Genomic DNA, 17,519 nt, shown 5'->3' with positions numbered 1-17,519 from the left:
GACACCATGAGCACCGGTGAGCAGGGGGCGGCGCGGGTCCTGGACTCCGCGGACGTCGACGAGCGCGCGACGATCGGCGACGGCACCACCATCTGGCACCTGGCCCAGGTGCGCGAGGACGCCGTCGTGGGGTCCGGCTGCATCGTGGGACGGGGCGCCTACGTCGGGCCCGGCGTACACCTGGGTGACGGCTGCAAGCTGCAGAACTACGCCCTGGTCTACGAGCCGGCGGTGCTGGAGGACGGTGTCTTCGTCGGCCCCGCCGCCGTGCTCACCAACGATCTCTACCCGCGCGCGGTGACCCCGGACGGGACCGTCAAGACCGGCGACGACTGGGAGGCCGTGGGCGTCACGATCCGCACCGGTGCCGCCGTCGGCGCCCGGGCGGTCTGCGTGGCCCCGGTGACGATCGGCCGGTGGGCGACCGTCGCGGCGGGCGCCGTCGTGACCGCCGACGTGCCGGACTTCGCGCTCGTCGCCGGCGTCCCGGCCCGGCGCATCCGCTGGGTCGGCCGGGCCGGCGTCCCGCTGGAGCGGACCGAGGGCGACGGCTGGCGATGTCCGGTCACCGGTGACGAGTTCACCGAGGCGGACGGCGTGCTCACCGAGGCCGCGTCGAACGCGTCTTTTCCTCGCTGAACCACGTTCCGTTATTTCTTTCCGACGCGCGCCGTCCGCTTTTCCTCACCCATTCCTTGAGAAGGGTGAGGTCGCGGGTGAAGGCTTGGGTGAAAGGGGCACCCGGCGCACGACAGAAAGCATCGCTCCTCATATTATCGAGTTGAGGAAATAGCACCGAGAACCGGGCACACACAACGCCCCGTGGCTGCTGTAGCAAGGCCCGGACCACCACCCCCGGCTCCACCAGAGCGCGTCGACGCGTCACGATCGAATGCGCCCGAAAACTCATCCTTGGCAAGAGGTAAGGAAGGATTCGACGTGGCGAGCCAGACAATAGGTGGCGGTTTCGAAATTCGCCCTCGAACCCCCGAGAGACGGGTGAAGAATGCGGCGTCGCGTGGTTTTCACGACGTCCGCGCGAGGCGCGCTCATCCTGAGTGGCAGGTGCGTTACCGCGCCCGGCTGCGCTTCACCGACACGGCCGTCGTGATCGCCTCGGCGGTCCTCGCGTACGTGCTCGACGCGACCCTGCTGGCCGGCACCCCCGGCCATCCCGGACCGCTCTGGTCGGCCGTCGCGCCGGCGCTGGTCGCGGTGGTCTGGATCGCGGCGCTGACCGCGCGCAGCTCCTACGACCTGCGCGTCGTGGGCCGCGACCACACGGAGTACCGGCGCATCGTCGGCGCCACCTGGACGTCGATGAGCCTCCTCGTCGTGGTGGCCTGGCTCACCGCGTCCGTCGGGCCACGCGACGTTCTCGCGCTGGCCGTCGCGCTGCCGCTCGGGCTCGTCGGGCTGATCGGCTCGCGGTACGCCTGGCGCCAGTGGGTGGCGCGCACGCGGCGGCGCGGCACGGGCTGCATGACGCCGGTCCTGGTGGCCGGGCACCGCGAGCACGCCGAGCGGGTCATCCGCCGGCTCAACGACGCCCCGTACCGGGGGTTCGTGGTGGTGGGCGCCTGCCTGCCGTCCGACGAGACGCCGGCGGGCGAGACCGCCCCCGGCGAGACCCCGCCGCTGGACGGTCTGCCCGGCGACGAGGTGGGCGGCGTGCCCGTGCTCGGCGACCTGTCCCGGGTGGGCGAGGCAGCGGCCCTGGTCCGCGCGAGCGCCGTGGCGGTGAGCGCGTCCGGCAGCATCACGACGGAGGTCGTGCGCCAGCTCGGCTGGCAGCTCGAGCGGGTCGGCGTCGACCTGATGCTCACCACGGAGCTGGCCGACGTCGCCCCGGCGCGCGTCAGCGTCGCCCCCGCGGCGGGTCTCTCGCTGCTGCACGTGGCCGCGCCCCGGTTCCGGGGGAGCAAGTTCCGCGTGAAGCAGGCCATGGACTGGGTGCTGGCCGCCGTGCTGACCCTGCTCGCGTCGCCGGTGCTGCTCGGCGTGGGGCTGGCGGTCGCGCTGACCAGCCAGGGCCCGCTGTTCTACCTGTCGGAGCGGGTGGGCCGGGACGGCAAGATCTTCCGGATGTTCAAGTTCCGCACCATGCGGGTCGGCGCCGACCGTGAGGTGAAGGCGCTGACCGAGGACAACGACGGGGCCGGACCCCTGTTCAAGATGCGCACCGACCCGCGCATCACCCGCGTGGGCCGCGTGCTGCGGCGGTACTCGCTCGACGAGCTGCCCCAGCTCCTCAACGTCCTCGGCGGCCACATGAGCCTCGTGGGCCCCCGGCCGGCCCTGCCGCACGAGGTGGCGGCGTACGAGGAGCGCATGCGGCGGCGCCTGCTGGTCAAGCCCGGGATGACGGGCATGTGGCAGGTCTCCGGCCGCTCCGACCTGCCCTGGGAGGAGGCCGTCCGGCTCGACGTGTACTACGCGGAGAACTGGACGCCGCTGCAGGACCTCGCCATCCTCGGGCAGACGGCCCGCGCCGTCGTGTCGGGCCGCGGGGCCTACTGAGACCGGGCGGGCGGGCCCGGCCGCCTACCCGGCCCGGTCCGCCCGCCCTCAGGCCTTCTCCCACACGGAGACGTGCTTCTCGGAGTCGGCGGTGAACGGCGACCGGTCCCAGTCCGCCCACCGGTCCCGGAGGCGGAGCCCGGCGATCCGGGCCATGAGGTCCATCTCGGCGGGCCAGGCGTACCGGAACGGGGCCACCCGGAACTGGCCGGTGCCGTCGGGCCGCACGGTCACGTGGTTCGACGTGAAGAGCTGCGTGACGACGTCGTACCGGTCGAAGCCCACGTAGCCGCTGTCCCCCGCCTCCGGCGCGACGGTGAACGGCACGGTGTCCTGCCCGGGCGGGAGCCGGCGCAGGCCGGGCACGCCGACCTCGACCAGGAACAGCCCGCCGGGCCGCAGGTGCGCCGCGGCGTTGCGGAAGACGTCGACCTGCCCGTCCTGGGACGTGACGTTGCTGATCGTGTTGAACACGAGGTAGGCCAGCGAGAAGTCCCCCGGCCCGACGGCGCCGTCGAACCCGTCGAACCGGGTGGACGTCATGTCGCCGACCGTGACGGCGACGTCGGCCCCGCCGGGCTTGCCGGCGATCCGCGCGGCCATGGCCCGGCTCAGCTCGATGCCGCCCACCTGGAGGCCGCGGGCGGCCAGCGGCGCCGCGATCCGCCCGGTGCCGACGGCGAGCTCCAGCACGGGCCCGCCGTCCGCGAGCCGTTCCAGCAGGTCCACGGCGGGCGTCACGACCGCCGGGTCGTTCGCGCCGCCCGGGCCGTCGTAGCCGGCGGCCACGCTCTCGGGGAACTGGCCGTCGGCGGGGTCGTCGCCGGGGTGGTGGGCACGCAGGTCCGTGGTGTGTGCGTCGTCGGTCACGCGCCCGACGCTATGCCCGACGGCGGCGTCGGCTCACCCTCTTTTCCGAGGCTCAGGCCGTGGCGCGCACCGTGCGGCGCATCGGCGTGTGCGGGATGCCGTCGTCGAGGAAGTCGGCGCCGTCGGCCACGAACCCGTGCTTGCCGTACCAGCCCGTCAGGGGCGACTGCGCGTCCAGCACGATGTCCCGGGTGTCGTCGGCGTCGGCGATGTACGCCAGGGCGGCGCGCATGACCTCGTCGGAGAGGCCCTTGCCGCGCGCCTCCTTGGCCAGCGCGACCCGGCCGATGCGCCACACGTCGCCGTCGTCGAGCACGCGGGCCGTGCCGAGCACGCGGGTGCCGCCGTCGGACACGGAGTCGGGTGCGGCCTCGGCCAGCAGGACCACCTGCACGGCGCCCGGCTCGACGTCGCGCCCGTCGAGGTCGTGGTACGGGCAGTCCTGCTCGACGACGAAGACGTCCTGGCGCAGCTTCCAGACCCCGTAGGCGATGACGACGTCGAGCTGGGCGAGCGGGGCGGTGATGATCTGCACGCATCGATCCTCGCACGCCCAAGCCCCTCCCGTGTCAGACATACAGGTCACCCGAGGGACCTGTACGTCTGACACGTCGTTAGGCGACCGGGAGGTACCGCTTCCACCAGTCGAGGAGGATCTCGAACCGCTGCTGCCGGTGGCGCGGGCGCCCGGAGCGGGACAGCTCGTGGTTCTCCCCGGGGAAGACCACCAGCTCCGTCTCCACGCCGTGCCCCTTGAGCGTCGAGTAGTAGCGCTCCGCCTGAGACAGCGGGCAGCGCAGGTCCAGCTCGGAGTGCAGCACGAGCGTGGGCGTCGTCACCTGGCCGGCGACGGCCTGCGGCGACTGCGCGGCCACCTGCTCGGGCTTCTCGCCCACGTACTCCAGGCCGAAGAACGAGCCGATGTCGCTGGTGCCGAAGAACGTCTCCGGGTCGAGGAACCCGCGCTCCACGACCGCCCCGGCGAACCGGTGGTCGTGCGCGATGGTCCAGGCCGTGAGGTACCCGCCGTACGAGCCGCCCAGCACCCCCACGCGCGACCCGTCCAGGCGCCCGTCCGCGGCGACCGCCCCGTCCAGGAAGTCGAGCACGTCGTGCAGGTCCACGGTGCCCATGGCCTGCTTGATCGTGCGGCCGTGCGCCTGCCCGTAGCCCGCGGAGCCGCGCGGGTTGCAGTAGACGACGGCGTACCCGGCGTCGACCAGCACCTGCGTCTCGTCGAACAGCCCGACGCCGTACGACGAGTACGGGCCGCCGTGGATCATCAGCAGGGTCGGGTGGGTGCCGGTCCCCTCGGGCACCGCGACCCAGCCGTGCACCGGGTACCCGTCGCGGCCCGTGACCGTCAGCTCCGTGGGGGTGACGACGCCGGCCGCGCGCAGCGGCGCGGAGAAGTCCGTCCGACGCCGGATCGCGCCGTCGGCGACGACGCCCACCTCGCCGTAACTGCCCGGGTCTCCGTACGAGACGGCGATCGTCCCGCCGCCGGCGCCGACGCCGACGCCGATGTCCGTGACGACCACGTCTCCGCTGGTCAGCTGGGTTGTGACGCCGTCGTCGGCGACGTGGACCACCTGCTGGGTGCCGCGGCTCGCGAGCACGAGCAGCACGCCGCCGTCGGCCAGCGGGACGGGCTCGTGGCCGAGCTCCTGCGTCTCGGGGTCGGTCAGACGACGGGGTGCCGGGTCGGCCCACGCGGACAGCACGTAGAGCGCGGCGTTGCGGGCCACGAAGTCCTTGCCGTCGGGGCCGTGGTCCTGGGCGAGCACGTACAGCTCGCCGCCCGGGCCGAACGCGACCGCCTGCGGTCCGAGCGTGCCGAGCTCGACCTCGGAGCCGCCGCCCGCCGCCCCGGCGGCCAGGGGCAGCACCCGAAGGATGCTGCGGCCCACCTGGCCCGCGCCCTGCTCGCGTTCGGCGAGCACGGCGATCGAAGCGCCGTCGGGCGTGAAGGCGATCCCGCTGTGGTCGACGTCGTCCGTGGTCAGGCGGCGCGGCTCGCGCACGGTGGGACGGGGCTCGGCCGGGCCCTGCGCGGTCGCGACGGGCTGGACCACGGGCTCGGCCGCGACGTCGGGCACGTCGACGAGATAGACGTGCTGCGGGCGGTCGCGGTGGTAGCCCAGGCCGTTGCGCGTCCAGCTCCACTCCGTGATGCGGCGGGGGCCCTCGGCGGCGGGCGCGATGCCCTCGACGGAGCCGTAGCGGCCCGCCTCGGGCTCGCGGCTCAGGAACGCCAGACGCTTGCCGTCGGGCGACCAGCGGAAGCCGCTGACGCCGAGCGTGCGGTCCGTGACCTGCACGGCCTCGCCGCCCGCGACCGGGAGCACCCAGAGCTGCGGGGCGGCCTGCGGCGCGGCGCGCAGGAAGGCGACCAGGGCGCCGTCGGGCGAGAAGCGCGGCTCGGTGTCGCGGAAGCCGCGGGTGAGGCGGGTGGGCGTCGCTTCGCTGGTCGAGCTTGTCGAGACCAGGGGCACCCGCCAGAGCTGCCCGACGACGGCGTCCGCCTCCAGGTCGGGGCGGGTCACCGACACGACGGCCCACGTACCGTCCGGGTGGACGGCGGGCCGGGAGACGGTACGGATCAGGGGAAGGTCGGCTGCCTGCATGACCCGGACATTACCCTTGCGAACATGTCCGAAACACAGCAGACCGACGCGCCCGACGCTCACGAGGCCACCAGCGCGCACGAGGCCTGGGGCGCACCGCGCAGCCGCGACCTGACCTGGTACGACCCGATCCAGACCGCGGCACAGGCGCCGCTGATGTCCGGCGTCGAGTTCCTGCGCCGGATGCGCGACGGCCTCATCCCGCCGCCGCCCATCGCCTCGCACTTCGGCCTCGACATCGACGAGGTCGAGGAGGGGCGCGTGACCTTCCGGTGCACGCCCGACGAGTCCGGCTACAACCCGATCGGCACCATCCACGGCGGCGTGCTCTGCACGCTGCTCGACACGGTGTGCGGCTGCGCCATCCAGTCGGTGCTGCCGCAGGGCAAGGGCTACACCTCGATCGAGATCAAGGTCAGCTACGTCAAGGCCGTGCGCGGCGGCGGCGGGCCGCTCAGCGCCGAGGGCACCGTGGTCAAGGCAGGCTCCCGCGTCGGCTTCACCGAGGGCGTGGTCCGGGACGCGACGGGCGCGGTGGTCGCAACGGCGTCGAGCACCCTGCTGATCTTCGACCTCCCGACGCCGACGCCGCAGGCCTGACGCCGTCGTCGGCCCCCGGAGCGCGCCCGCGCCGGCTGGCCCCGCCGCGCCCCGGCCCGCCCCCAACGCAAAGGTGCGCTTCTACCCCGCCATTAGGCCCGGAATCACACTGTTTCGGGGCGCAATGACTGGGTAGAAGCGCACCGTCGCCGCGACCTGGCCAGGGCGGCCGCGACCAGCCCGGCGTCATCGGCCCGCGGAGCGCGCGCCGGCCCGCACCAGCCCGCGCCGCCGCAACGCAACAGTGCGCTTCTACCCAGCCATTGGGCCCGGAATCACGCTGTTTCCGGGCGCAATGACGGGGTAGAAGCGCACTCTCGCGGCGGCCGACGGCGACGCCTCGACCAGCCCGGCGTCGTCGGCCCAAGCGCCGCGGCAGCCCGGCGTCGTCAGGTGAAGAAGAGGCCCACGACCCACGTGCCCGCCGCGACCAGCGAGCCGACGAGCTGCACGCCGATCGTGATCAGCGTGGCCTGGACGGCGGCCTTGGTGGAGGCCCACGCCGCCGGGACCTCGCGGTGCCGCGCCCACTCCATCAGGAAGATCGCGCCGACGAAGAACAGGAACAGGCCGAGCACCGGGATCACGAAGAAGCCGATGATGCCCGCGATGCCGCCCACGGCCAGGGTCAGCCACGGCACGTTCGCCTTGCGCAGGTGCTTGCCCGCGATGAGCCACTGCGCGACCTCGGCGATCGCGATGGCGGCGGCGGCGATGCCGAACACGACCCACGCCTCGACGCCGCCGGTGAAGATGGCCCACACCAGGATGCCGCCGAGCACGAGCACCGCCCCGGGCAGCACCTGGACCACGATGCCGATGAGTCCGACCAGGATTGCCACACCGACGAGTACCTCTGCCCAAACGTCCACGGCCGCACACTAGCCTGCTGGAGCAAATCGGACACAAAGCGGGTGTATATCCTGCTCGGCATGACGCACGAGGCGGCCGGCTACCTGACCCGGCTGGGCCTGGACGAGCGGCCGCCCGCGACGGCCGGCACGCTGGCCGAGATCCACCGGCGGCACGCCGAGCGCATCCCTTACGAGAACCTGCACACCATGCTCGGCGACCCGCCCGCCATCGACGCGACGTCGACCCTGGCGCGCGTCGCGGCGGGCGGCAACGCGGGGTACTGCTTCCACCACAACGGCATCCTGACGGCGGCGCTGCGGGCGCTCGGGTACGACGTCGTCCCTGCGTGGGGCCACAACTGGGACTCCGAGGCCGAGCGCCGGGACCCGTACGTCGGGCACCTGGCGCTGTCGGTGCGCGGCCTGCCGACCGAGGACAACCCGGGCGGCGTCTGGTGGCCCGACGTCGGCTGCGGCGACGGCCTGCACGAGCCGCTCCCCCTCGTCGCGGGCAAGTACCGGCAGGGCCCGTTCACCTACCGGCTGGAGGTGCGCGACGGCGGCTGGACGTTCCACCACGACGCCCAGGGCAGCTTCGGCGCCGTCGACCTCTTCGACGAGGTGCTCACGCCGGAGCGCGCGGACGCCGCCCACCGCCGGCTGACCGCGCCCGACGGCGGGGCGTACGCCCGCACGCTGGTGGTGCAACGCCGTCTGCCCGACGCCGCGGAGACGTTGCGCGGCTGCCTGTTCATCCGGACCGGCGCGCGGCCCGAGCGGGTCGAGCTGACGACGTACGACGACTGGCGGGACGGGCTGCGGTCGCTCGGCATCGCACTGGACGGCATCGACGACGACGCCTTGCGCGGCCTGTTCGACCGCAGCCTCACGGCGCACCACGCCTGGGTGGCGAGCCGCTAGCGGTCTGCTTCCCGGCTGAAGAAGGTCAGTTCCAGAACACCGCGACCGCGATGTTCACCAGGGTGAGCCCGAGCACGGAGCCCTTGAGGCCCTGCGAGACGTTCTCGCCCTTGCGGACCGCGATCACGGCGACCACGGCGACGGCGAGCGCGATGATCAGCTTCACGCCGATCTTCGCCATCGACGGACCGCCGTCGTCCCAGAGGCCGGCCATCTCCGCGATGCCGACCATGATGACGCCCGCCACGACGGCACCCATGGCGCCGTGCGAGACCCCCTTGTAGAGGGCCTTGGTGCGCAGCGACGCGATCGACCCGCCGAAGACCAGGGCCCAGCTCGCGAAGTGCAGGAACACGAAGACGTTGTAAAGGAACTCCATGCTGGTCAGCCTATCCGCGGCAGGGGTTCGAAACGGCCGTAAACCGCGCCCCCGGGACGTTAGTGACAATTTTCACGAGCCCACCCGCCGGCCGCCGTCGCACGCCCCTCGCAACCGCCCGGCCACACCCTCCTTCGAGACCTAGGTTTCTTCGCTTTGGAGCGCCGCAAAGCGAACAAACCTAGGTCTCGAAGGGGACCCGCCAACCGCCGACCCGCGCCGCCCCGCCTCCAGGCGACGACGGCCACCAGCCCGAATTCCCGACCCTTTAGGTAGGGAAATACATAGGCAACATTGATGCACCCAATAGACATCCACTATATGGACATGGTCTTCCGTCCGTTCTGAGCCGCGGTTACCGTCTTCGCCATGACCAAGGCAGCGCGCATCTCCCTCGTGACACGGCGTCACGAGATGCCCATGTGTGCCATGCCGACCTGTGCCTGCGACCGCTGTCGCAGCTGTCAGCCCTGACGCGCCCCTCGCACCCGCAAGGTCAGCGCGCGCCGCCGGCCCGCAGCGCTGAGTCCCTGGTCATCCCCGGGAAACGGCCTCCTGTGCCCGTACGTCGCGCACCACTCCCCCAGCACGTTCCACGCCCGCGCGCCCCGCACGAACAGGACCCCGCACATGGTGAACACGGCCCCCACCCCGCCCGAGACCCGCACCCCTGCACGGCGCACGCCCACGACGTCGAAGCGCCCCGCCCGCCCGAACGGCCAGTGGAAGGTCGACGGCACCGCACCGCTGAACCACAACGAGGAGTTCAAGCAGGAGTCGGACCCGCTGGCGGTCCGCGACCGCATCGAACAGGTCTACGCCAAGGACGGCTTCGACTCGATCCCCGGCGACGACCTGCACGGCCGGTTCCGCTGGTGGGGCCTGTACACGCAGCGCAAGCCCGGGATCGACGGCGGCAAGACGGCCACGCTGGAGCCGCACGAGCTCGAGGACAAGTTCTTCATGCTGCGCGTCCGGATCGACGGCGGCGCGCTGACCACCGAGCAGCTGCGCACCATCGCGGGCATCAGCACGGAGTTCGGCCGCGGGTCGGCGGACATCACCGACCGGCAGAACCTGCAGCTCCACTGGATCGAGGTCGAGTCGGTGCCGGAGATCTGGCGCCGTCTGGAGGCCGTGGGGCTGAGCACCACGGAGGCCTGCGGCGACGTGCCGCGCGTCATCCTCGGCAGCCCGGTCGCCGGCGTCGCGAAGGACGAGCTGATCGACCCGACGCCCGTGATCGAGCAGATCCAGGAGCGCTTCATCGGCGATCCCGCCCTGGCCAACCTGCCGCGCAAGTTCAAGTCGGCGATCACCGGCCACCCGAGCCTCGACGTCGTGCACGAGATCAACGACATCTCCTTCGTCGCCGTCGACCACCCGGAGCTCGGCATCGGCTACGACCTGTGGGTGGGCGGCGGCCTGTCGACGGCGCCGCGCCTCGCCGAGCGGCTGGGCGTGTTCGTCACGGAGCAGGAGGCGCCCGACGTCTGGCACGGCGTCATCCGGATCTTCCGCGACTACGGCTACCGCCGGCTGCGCAACAAGGCCCGTCTGAAGTTCCTGCTCGCCGACTGGGGCACGGAGAAGTTCCGCCAGGTGCTGCAGGACGAGTACCTGGGCTACGAGCTGCCCGACGGCGTCGCCCCGCCGTCGCCCGCCTCCCTGGGGCTGGACGACCGCGGCGACCACGTGGGCGTGCACGAGCAGCACGACGGCCGGTTCTACGTCGGCGCCGCGCCGACCGTCGGGCGGGTCTCGGGCGAGGCCCTGACCCGGCTGGCCGACCTCGTCGAGGCGCACGGCAGCAGCCGCGTCCGCCTGACGCCGCACCAGAAGCTGCTGGTGCTCGACGTCGAGCAGGAGCAGGTCGAGCCCCTGATCACGGGCCTGGCCGAGCTCGGCCTGCAGGCCCGGCCGAGCCCCTTCCGCCGCAACACCATCGCCTGCACGGGCATCGAGTACTGCAAGCTCGCGATCGTCGAGACCAAGGCGACGTCGGCGGCTGCGATCACGCAGCTCGAGGAGCGCCTCGGGGACCTGTCGAACCTGAAGCCCCTGAGCCTGCACGTCAACGGCTGCCCCAACTCGTGCGCCCGCATCCAGACCGCCGACATCGGCCTCAAGGGCCAGCTCGTCATGGACGACGACGGCAACCAGGTGCCCGGCTTCCAGGTACACCTGGGCGGCGGCCTGACCTCGGAGGAGCGGGACGACGCCGGGCTCGGGCGCACCGTGCGCGGGCTCAAGGTGACCGCCGACGGCATCGGCGACTACGTGGAGCGGGTCGTGCGCCGGTACGACGCCGACCACGACGGCGAGGAGTCGTTCGCCCAGTGGGCGCACCGCGCCGACGAGGAGGCCCTCCGATGACGGCCCTCAACGAGGCGCCGACCTCCTCTCTCCGGCTCTCCGGGCTCGTCCCGGGCGAGAACCCGCGCCTCGCGCGGGTCCGCGCCCGGGCGGCGGCCCGCGAGAGCATCCATGACGCGCGCCGGGACGCCCGGGCCACGCGCCGCCGTCGGACGCCGGAGGAGCTGCGGGCCGTCGTGGAGCGCGGGCAGGCCCAGCTCCACGCCTCGGCCGGCAGCCCCGAGGCGGACGCCGAGGCCGTCATCGCCTGGGCCGTCCGCGAGTTCGGCCCGTGGCTGGCCGTGGCCTCCTCGATGCAGGACACCGTGCTGTCGCACCTCGTGGCGCAGCAGCTCCCGTTCGTCGACGTGCTGTTCGGCGACACGGGCTACCACTTCGCGGAGACGCTCGGCACGCGCGGCGCCGTCGACATCGAGCTGGACGTGAACGTCGTGGACGTGCGCCCCGAGCTCACCGTCGCCGAGCAGGACGCCGCGTACGGGCCGAGGCTGCACGACCGCGACCCGGAGGCGTGCTGCGCGATGCGCAAGGTCGCGCCGATGAAGCAGGCCCTGCAGGGCTACGAGGCGTGGGCCACGGGCGTGCGCCGCAGCGAGACGGCGGCCCGCGCCAACGCGCCGCTCATCACCTGGGACGAGCGCAACGGCGTGGTCAAGATCAACCCGATCGCCGCCTGGTCCGACGAGCAGGTCGCCGACTACGCCGCCCGGCACGGCCTCGTGGTCAACCCGCTCCTGGCCGACGGCTACCCGTCGGTCGGCTGCGAGCCCTGCACCGCGCGCCCGCTGCCGGGGCAGGACGCGCGCTCCGGGCGCTGGGCCGGGCGCGACAAGGACGAGTGCGGTCTCCATGTCTGACGCCGCACAGTCCGACGCCGCGCAGATCTATCCGCTGGGCCTCCAGGTCGCGGGCCGGCTCGTCGTCGTGGTGGGCGGCGGACCCGTCGCCGCGCGCCGGGTCCACTCGCTCGTCGACGCCGGGGCGCGCGTGCGCGTCGTCGCGCCGCACGCCGTGCTCGGGGAGCAGGAGATCCCGGTCGCGGCGGAGACGCTCGAACCTTTGAGCGGGCCCGCGGGCGAACCGCAGCCGGGCACGATCGAGTGGGTCCGGCGCGAGTACCGCACGGGCGACCTCGACGGGGCGTGGCTCGCGCACACCGCGACGGGTTCCGCCGCGACGGACCGCCAGGTGGCCGACGACGCCGAGCGCGCCCGGATCTTCTGCGTCACCGCGGGCGACGCGTCTGTGGGCAGCGCGTGGGTCCCCGCCGTCGCCCGTACCACCCTGACCGACGACGCCGAGGTGACCGTCGCGGTGACCGCCGGCCGGGACCCGCGGCGTGCGCGGGCGATCCGGGACGCGGTCGCGGGCCAGCTCGCCTCGGGCACCCTGCCGCTGCGCCGGCGCCGGCCGCGCAAGGAATCGCTGGTCGAGCCTGTCGAGACCGCCCCGCTGGTCGAGCCTGTCGAGACCGCCCCGCTGGTCGAGCCTGTCGAGACCCAGGTTTCGACAGGCTCAACCCGCGCCGGCTCAACCCGCGCGGGCCGCGTCTGGCTCGTCGGCGGCGGCCCCGGCGACACGGGCCTCATCACGGCCCGCGGTCGATCGGTTCTGGCGCAGGCCGACGTCGTCGTCGTGGACCGGCTCGGCCCCCGCGCCCTGCTGGAGGAGCTCGCCCCCGAGGTCGAGGTGATCGACGTCGGCAAGACGAGCGGCAACCACCCCGTGCCGCAGCACGAGATCAACGCGCTGCTGGTGCAGCACGCGCTGGCGGGGCACGACGTCGTGCGGCTCAAGGGCGGCGACCCGTACGTGTTCGGCCGGGGCGGCGAGGAGCTCGCGGCGTGCCGCGACGCGGGCGTCGAGGTCGAGGTGGTGCCGGGCGTGACGTCGGCCGTGTCGGTTCCCGCGGCGGTCGGCATCCCGGTGACGCACCGCGGCGTCGCACGCGGCTTCAGCGTGCTGACCGGGCACGACGGCGCGGCGAACGTCCCAGGCGGCCCCGACCACACCCTCGTGCTGCTCATGGGCGTGACCCACCTGGCCGACACCGCGGCGGCGCTGATCACCGACGACCGCCCGGCGGACACCCCGGCCGCCGTCGTCGAGGACGGCTACGGCCCGCGCCAGCGCGTCACGGTCGGCACGCTGTCCACGATCGCGGCCCGCGCCGCGGCGGCGGGCGTCAAACCCCCGGCCATCATCGTGATCGGCGACGTCGTCCGCCTCTCCCCGGCCTGGCCCACCTAAAGCTCGTTGAGTGCTGGGTATTTGTCGGCGCGAAGGCCATCAACCCGCAAATACCCAGCACTCAACGGAACTACTAGAGCAGGCGGCGGGCCACCGCCCAGCGCGTCAGCTCGTAGCGCGAACTGAGCTGGAGCTTGCGGAGCACCGCGCTCACGTGCGTCTCGACCGTCTTGATCGAGATGAACAGCTCGCTCGCCACCTCGCGGTACGAGTACCCGCGCGCGATGAGCCGCATGACCTCCTGCTCGCGCTTCGAGAGGCGGTCGAGCTCGTCGTCGGCCACGGCGATGTCGTTCGCGGAGGCGCCGAACGCGTCCAGCACGAAGCCGGCCAGCCGCGGCGAGAACACGGCGTCGCCGCCCGCCACCTGCACCACCGCGGACGACAGCTCGGACGGCGCGATGTTCTTGGTGACGTAGCCGCGGGCACCCGCGCGGATGACGGAGACGACGTCCTCCGCGGCGTCGGACACGGACAGCGCCAGGAACCGCACGCCCTCGGTCAGCAGGTCGGCGCAGCGCTGCACGACCTCGGCGCCACCGCCGCCGTTGCCGCCGGGCAGGTGCACGTCGAGCAGCACCACGGGCGGGCGGTGCTCGTGCACCTGCGCCACCGCGGTATCGACGTCGGAGGCCTCGCCCACCACGGTCACGCGGTGGTCGAGGGAGGCGCGTACGCCCGTCCGGAACAGGTGGTGGTCGTCCACGAGCACCACCGGTACCGGGAGCGGCACCAGCCCGCCGCCCGACGCCGTCGCCTGGGTTGTCATCTCGTCGCACCTTCCGCCGTGGTGGGCACGGAGTCGGGGGCCGTCGCGGCCCGCGCCCTGCCGTTCTTCTCGGTCTTCTTCTCGCCGTTCGCCGGCTTCTTCTCACCGTTGCCGGGCTTGCGGTCACCGTTGGCGGGCTTCCGGTCGCCGTTCGCGGGCTTGTCCAGCGGCATCCGCAGCCGGACCTCGGTGCCCCAGCCTGCCCGACTGACGACCTCGGCGGTGCCGCCGCGCCGACGCACCCGGCCGAGGATCGACTCCCGGACGCCGAACCGGTCGACGGCGATCTCGTCGAGGTCGAACCCCTCGCCGCGGTCGCGGACGAACACCTCGGCCACGGAGTCGGTGACCTCCAGGTACACCGAGACCGGCGGCTTGCCGTGCTTGAACGCGTTGAGCATGGCCTCGCGCGCGGCCTGGAGCAGCGCGGCGGTGCACTCGGTGGGCGGGCAGTCGCCCACGACGACGGTCTCGACGGTGAGCGGCGCGACGGCGTCCTCGATCTCGGCGACCAGGTCCTTCAGCTCGGCGGCCACGGACGTGCCGGGCTCCTGCCGGTCGTCGTAGAGCCAGCCGCGCAGCTCGCGCTCCTGGGCCCGGGCCATGCGGGAGACCGCCTCGGGGTCGTTCGCCTGCGCCCGGATGAGGGCGAGGGTCTGGAGCACGGAGTCGTGCAGGTGGGCGGCGATGTCGGCGCGCTCGGACTCCCGCGCGCGGGCGGCGCGCTCGTCGCCGAGCTGCCGTACGAGCCGGATCCACCAGGGCACCGAGACGAGCACGAGACCCGCCACCATCGCGAGGGACGCGACGGTGGCCTGCATCAGCACCGTCAGTGGCGTGTCCTGGCCCACGAGCATCAGCACGCCGAGCATCGTCAGCACCACGCCGCCGGCGAGCCGCAGCAGCGCCGTCCGCGAGCGCAGGAGCGAGCCGGTTCCCGACCCGCCCACCCAGCGGTCCCGGTCGGTCGCGTCGATCTGGCTCCAGGCCAGGGCCACGCCGCCGAGCCCGATGAGGGCGGGCAGCACCCAGGAGGCGACGGGGTCCCAGCCCGCGCGGTACGCGACGAGCAGCGCCGCGCCCGACAGCAGGGCGACGCCGAGCCAGATGTCCCGGGCGGCGAGCCGCGACACGGGTCCGGACAGCCGCATGCGCTCGGCGAGGGAGGCGGCGTTGCGTTCCTGCGAGCCGGCGTCGGCGTCCGCGTCGGTGGTGAGGCGGGGCGCGAGCCGGGCACGGTCGGTGGGTACCGCGGCGACGGGCACGGTGGGCACGCCCGCGGGGACGGTCACCCACCAGAAGACGTAGGCGACCACCCCGGCCCCGGCGAACCCGGTCAGCACGACGAACGCGAGCCGGACCAGCCACACCGGCAGGCCGGTGTGCGCCGCCAGGCCGGCGGCCACGCCGGCCACCCAGCGGCCGCTGTACCCGGGCCCGGCCTTGCCGGGTCTGCGGAGGGTGAGTCTTTGGTTCACACCCTGATCGTCACATGTCCGGGGCCCCCTGAACACGGCTGGGCCGGGATCTCAGGGTCCCGCGCGGGGGTAACCAGGGTCGGTTCAGGGCAGGTCCCGATGCCGGAAGCGCCGCCGGTCGACAAGCATGGTTGTCATGAGCACCGACGAGACGCGTCCCGAGGACGCCACGAGAGAACCGGGTGGCCCGGCCGACGCCGGCTCGTTCGGCCCCGACCCCGTACAGCCCGCCGCCCACGCCGCACCTGACGCGGCCGCCGGCCCGAATCCCGGCCCTGCACCCGCCGGCCCCGGCGCCCCTGGCACCGGCCCCACGTCCGGAGCACCGGGAGCGCCCGGCGCCCCCGCCGCGCCCGGCCCCAAGCCCTACCCGGAGACCGGCTTCTTCGCCTCGATCCGCCGCGGCCTCTTCCCGCGCTCCGACCAGCGCTGGGTGGGCGGTGTCGCCGGCGGCCTCGCCGAGCGCATCGGCTGGGACCCGCTGCTGGTGCGCGGCCTGCTGATCGTCAGCTTTTTCCTGGGCGGCCTCGGCCTCATCCTGTACGGCCTGGGCTGGGCGCTCCTGCCCGAGCGTGACGGCCGCATCCACCTGCAGGAGGCGATCCGCGGCAACTTCGACGTCGCCATGCTCGGCGCGGTGGCCGTGTTCCTGATCGGCTTCTCCTGGGGCGGCCCGCTCGGCTGGTGGGACGACGGCGGCTGGCACTGGCTCGTCGTCCTCTTCTGGCTGGCTGTCCTGGGCGTGACGCTGTACCTGATCGTCCAGGGCGTGCAGCGCGCCCGGGACAACAACGTGGCCCGCGGCCAGGGCTACGTGCCCGGCCCGGTCGGCACCCCGGGCAACCCCGGCAACCCGGGTACGCCCGGTGCCCCCACGGGTACGCCTGGCGCGCCCGGCACGTCCACCGGCACGCCCACCCCGGGTGCGCCGTCGGGCCCCGGGACGGGTACGAGCGCGCACTTCACCCCGGCGCCGCAGGTCGACTACCGCCGCAACGGGGGCCTCGTCTACGCGACGGGCGCCGGACCCCGGCACCAGGGCCAGCCGCTCCAGTCCCAGTACCGCCCGGCCCCGACCGCGACGCTCCCGCCGCAGCCGGTCTACGCCGCACCCCGGGTGCGCACGTCGCGCGGTCCGGGCGGCGCCGCGGTCGGCATCACGCTCGGCGTGATCCTGCTGGCGGGCGCGCTGCTCCTGGCGGCCCACCGCCTGGGCGAGCCCAGCTACCTGCTCGACGGCGGCGCGACGTTCCTGGCCGCCTGGCTGGGCATCGGCACCGTGGCGCTCGGCGTCGCGATCCTCGTCTCGGGTCTGCGCGGGCGCACCAGCGGCTGGCTGGGCTTCTTCGCGATCGTCGCCCTCGTGTTCGGGGTCGGGTACGTGGGCATCGCCGGTACGGCGGGCCCGCGCTGGGTCGACGACGCCGTCGTGAGCGGCCGCCAGATCGAAGGTCTCGTGAACGAGAACAACAACCCGGACGCCGCCACCATCACCGAGGGCACCATCGCCGTCCAGACGGTGCGCGAGGCGGAGAACGGCTTCTACGTGCAGTGGGGCGACCCGACGATCGACCTCTCCGAGCTCGACCTGTCCCGCACCGAGCCCGGCGACCCGGTCGTGGTGCCGATCCAGCTCGGCGCCGGCCAGACGGTCGTGGTCGTGCCGCAGGACGCCGCCGTCGAGGCGGACGCCTACGTCGCCGCCGGCGTCGTCCGGTGGACGGTCGACGACCAGGACCGCTCGACGAGCGGCGTCGGCTCGACCAACTACTTCGCGAGCGACGAGGTCGGCGACGAGGGCGCCGTGCTCAGCCTCCAGATCGAGGCCGGCGCGGGCGAGGTCATCGTCACCGAGAGCAACTGAGGGAGCACGCC

At 73.5% G+C, this 17,519-nt stretch carries 15 protein-coding genes; 8 read left to right on the top strand and 7 right to left on the bottom strand.

Annotated features, from left to right (window positions below):
* The first annotated feature begins 6 nt into the window (after positions 1 to 6).
* Positions 7 to 639, top strand: a complete 633-nt coding sequence (locus FHX71_RS27605) for an acyltransferase (RefSeq protein ID WP_182620653.1) — start codon at positions 7 to 9, stop codon at positions 637 to 639.
* Between the two features lie 426 nt (positions 640 to 1,065).
* Entirely contained in the window at positions 1,066 to 2,520 is a 1,455-nt protein-coding gene (locus tag FHX71_RS27600) for a sugar transferase (protein WP_182620652.1), read from the top strand.
* Between the two features lie 48 nt (positions 2,521 to 2,568).
* Here FHX71_RS27600 and FHX71_RS27595 read toward each other — a convergent pair whose 3' ends face one another.
* The 3 genes from FHX71_RS27595 to FHX71_RS27585 all read right to left on the bottom strand — a co-directional run bounded on the left by FHX71_RS27595 (position 2,569) and on the right by FHX71_RS27585 (position 6,017).
* Entirely contained in the window at positions 2,569 to 3,390 is an 822-nt protein-coding gene (locus FHX71_RS27595) for a class I SAM-dependent DNA methyltransferase (RefSeq protein WP_182620651.1), read from the bottom strand.
* Between the two features lie 52 nt (positions 3,391 to 3,442).
* Positions 3,443 to 3,925 (bottom strand): GNAT family N-acetyltransferase, encoded by a 483-nt coding sequence (locus FHX71_RS27590; RefSeq protein ID WP_182620650.1) that lies wholly within the window; start codon positions 3,923 to 3,925, stop codon positions 3,443 to 3,445.
* Positions 3,926 to 4,004: 79 nt separating this feature from the next.
* Positions 4,005 to 6,017: a S9 family peptidase gene (locus tag FHX71_RS27585; protein ID WP_182620649.1), complete on the bottom strand. Its 2,013-nt coding sequence runs from the start codon at positions 6,015 to 6,017 to the stop codon at positions 4,005 to 4,007.
* A 24-nt stretch (positions 6,018 to 6,041) separates the two neighbouring features.
* Between FHX71_RS27585 and FHX71_RS27580 the strand changes: the two genes are divergently transcribed.
* Positions 6,042 to 6,617: a PaaI family thioesterase gene (locus tag FHX71_RS27580; RefSeq protein ID WP_182620648.1), complete on the top strand. Its 576-nt coding sequence runs from the start codon at positions 6,042 to 6,044 to the stop codon at positions 6,615 to 6,617.
* 389 nt (positions 6,618 to 7,006) lie between these two features.
* Here FHX71_RS27580 and FHX71_RS27575 read toward each other — a convergent pair whose 3' ends face one another.
* A complete protein-coding gene (locus FHX71_RS27575; RefSeq protein WP_182620647.1) occupies positions 7,007 to 7,489 on the bottom strand; it encodes a DUF456 domain-containing protein in 483 nt (160 codons plus the stop codon).
* A gap of 60 nt (positions 7,490 to 7,549) precedes the next feature.
* Here FHX71_RS27575 and FHX71_RS27570 point away from each other — a divergent pair, with 60 nt between their 5' ends.
* On the top strand, positions 7,550 to 8,392 hold the full coding sequence (locus FHX71_RS27570) for an arylamine N-acetyltransferase family protein (protein ID WP_182620646.1): 843 nt from the start codon (positions 7,550 to 7,552) through the stop codon (positions 8,390 to 8,392).
* 25 nt (positions 8,393 to 8,417) lie between these two features.
* Here FHX71_RS27570 and FHX71_RS27565 read toward each other — a convergent pair whose 3' ends face one another.
* Positions 8,418 to 8,771, bottom strand: a complete 354-nt coding sequence (locus FHX71_RS27565) for a hypothetical protein (RefSeq protein ID WP_182620645.1) — start codon at positions 8,769 to 8,771, stop codon at positions 8,418 to 8,420.
* Between the two features lie 630 nt (positions 8,772 to 9,401).
* On the opposite strand from FHX71_RS27565, the gene FHX71_RS27560 reads away from it, so the two are divergent.
* The 3 genes from FHX71_RS27560 to cobA are packed head-to-tail and all read left to right on the top strand — an operon-like array spanning position 9,402 to position 13,397.
* Positions 9,402 to 11,147, top strand: a complete 1,746-nt coding sequence (locus FHX71_RS27560; RefSeq protein WP_182620644.1) for a nitrite/sulfite reductase — start codon at positions 9,402 to 9,404, stop codon at positions 11,145 to 11,147.
* Positions 11,144 to 12,004, top strand: coding sequence for a phosphoadenylyl-sulfate reductase (locus tag FHX71_RS27555; RefSeq protein ID WP_220490499.1), 861 nt, complete (start codon positions 11,144 to 11,146; stop codon positions 12,002 to 12,004). Before FHX71_RS27560 ends, FHX71_RS27555 begins: the two co-directional genes overlap by 4 nt.
* The gene (cobA, locus tag FHX71_RS27550; RefSeq protein ID WP_182620643.1) at positions 11,997 to 13,397 is read left to right on the top strand and encodes a uroporphyrinogen-III C-methyltransferase; all 1,401 of its coding nucleotides are present in this window, start codon (positions 11,997 to 11,999) and stop codon (positions 13,395 to 13,397) included. The genes FHX71_RS27555 and cobA overlap by 8 nt, the downstream gene beginning before the upstream one ends.
* A gap of 73 nt (positions 13,398 to 13,470) precedes the next feature.
* On the opposite strand, the gene FHX71_RS27545 is transcribed toward cobA, so the two are convergent.
* Both FHX71_RS27545 and FHX71_RS27540 read right to left on the bottom strand, forming a co-directional pair.
* Complete coding sequence (locus FHX71_RS27545; RefSeq protein WP_182620642.1) at positions 13,471 to 14,166, bottom strand: LuxR C-terminal-related transcriptional regulator; 696 nt, start codon at positions 14,164 to 14,166, stop codon at positions 13,471 to 13,473.
* Positions 14,163 to 15,644, bottom strand: a complete 1,482-nt coding sequence (locus FHX71_RS27540; protein ID WP_182620641.1) for an ATP-binding protein — start codon at positions 15,642 to 15,644, stop codon at positions 14,163 to 14,165. The genes FHX71_RS27545 and FHX71_RS27540 overlap by 4 nt, the downstream gene beginning before the upstream one ends.
* Before the next feature lie 136 nt (positions 15,645 to 15,780).
* On the opposite strand from FHX71_RS27540, the gene FHX71_RS27535 reads away from it, so the two are divergent.
* A complete protein-coding gene (locus FHX71_RS27535) occupies positions 15,781 to 17,508 on the top strand; it encodes a PspC domain-containing protein (protein WP_182620640.1) in 1,728 nt (575 codons plus the stop codon).
* Positions 17,509 to 17,519: the final 11 nt, after the last annotated feature.

Source organism: Promicromonospora sukumoe (assembly GCF_014137995.1).
GTDB lineage: Bacteria > Actinomycetota > Actinomycetes > Actinomycetales > Cellulomonadaceae > Promicromonospora > Promicromonospora sukumoe.
The sequence above is the reverse complement of the archived record's forward strand: the minus strand, read 5'-3'. Positions and strand labels throughout refer to the sequence as shown.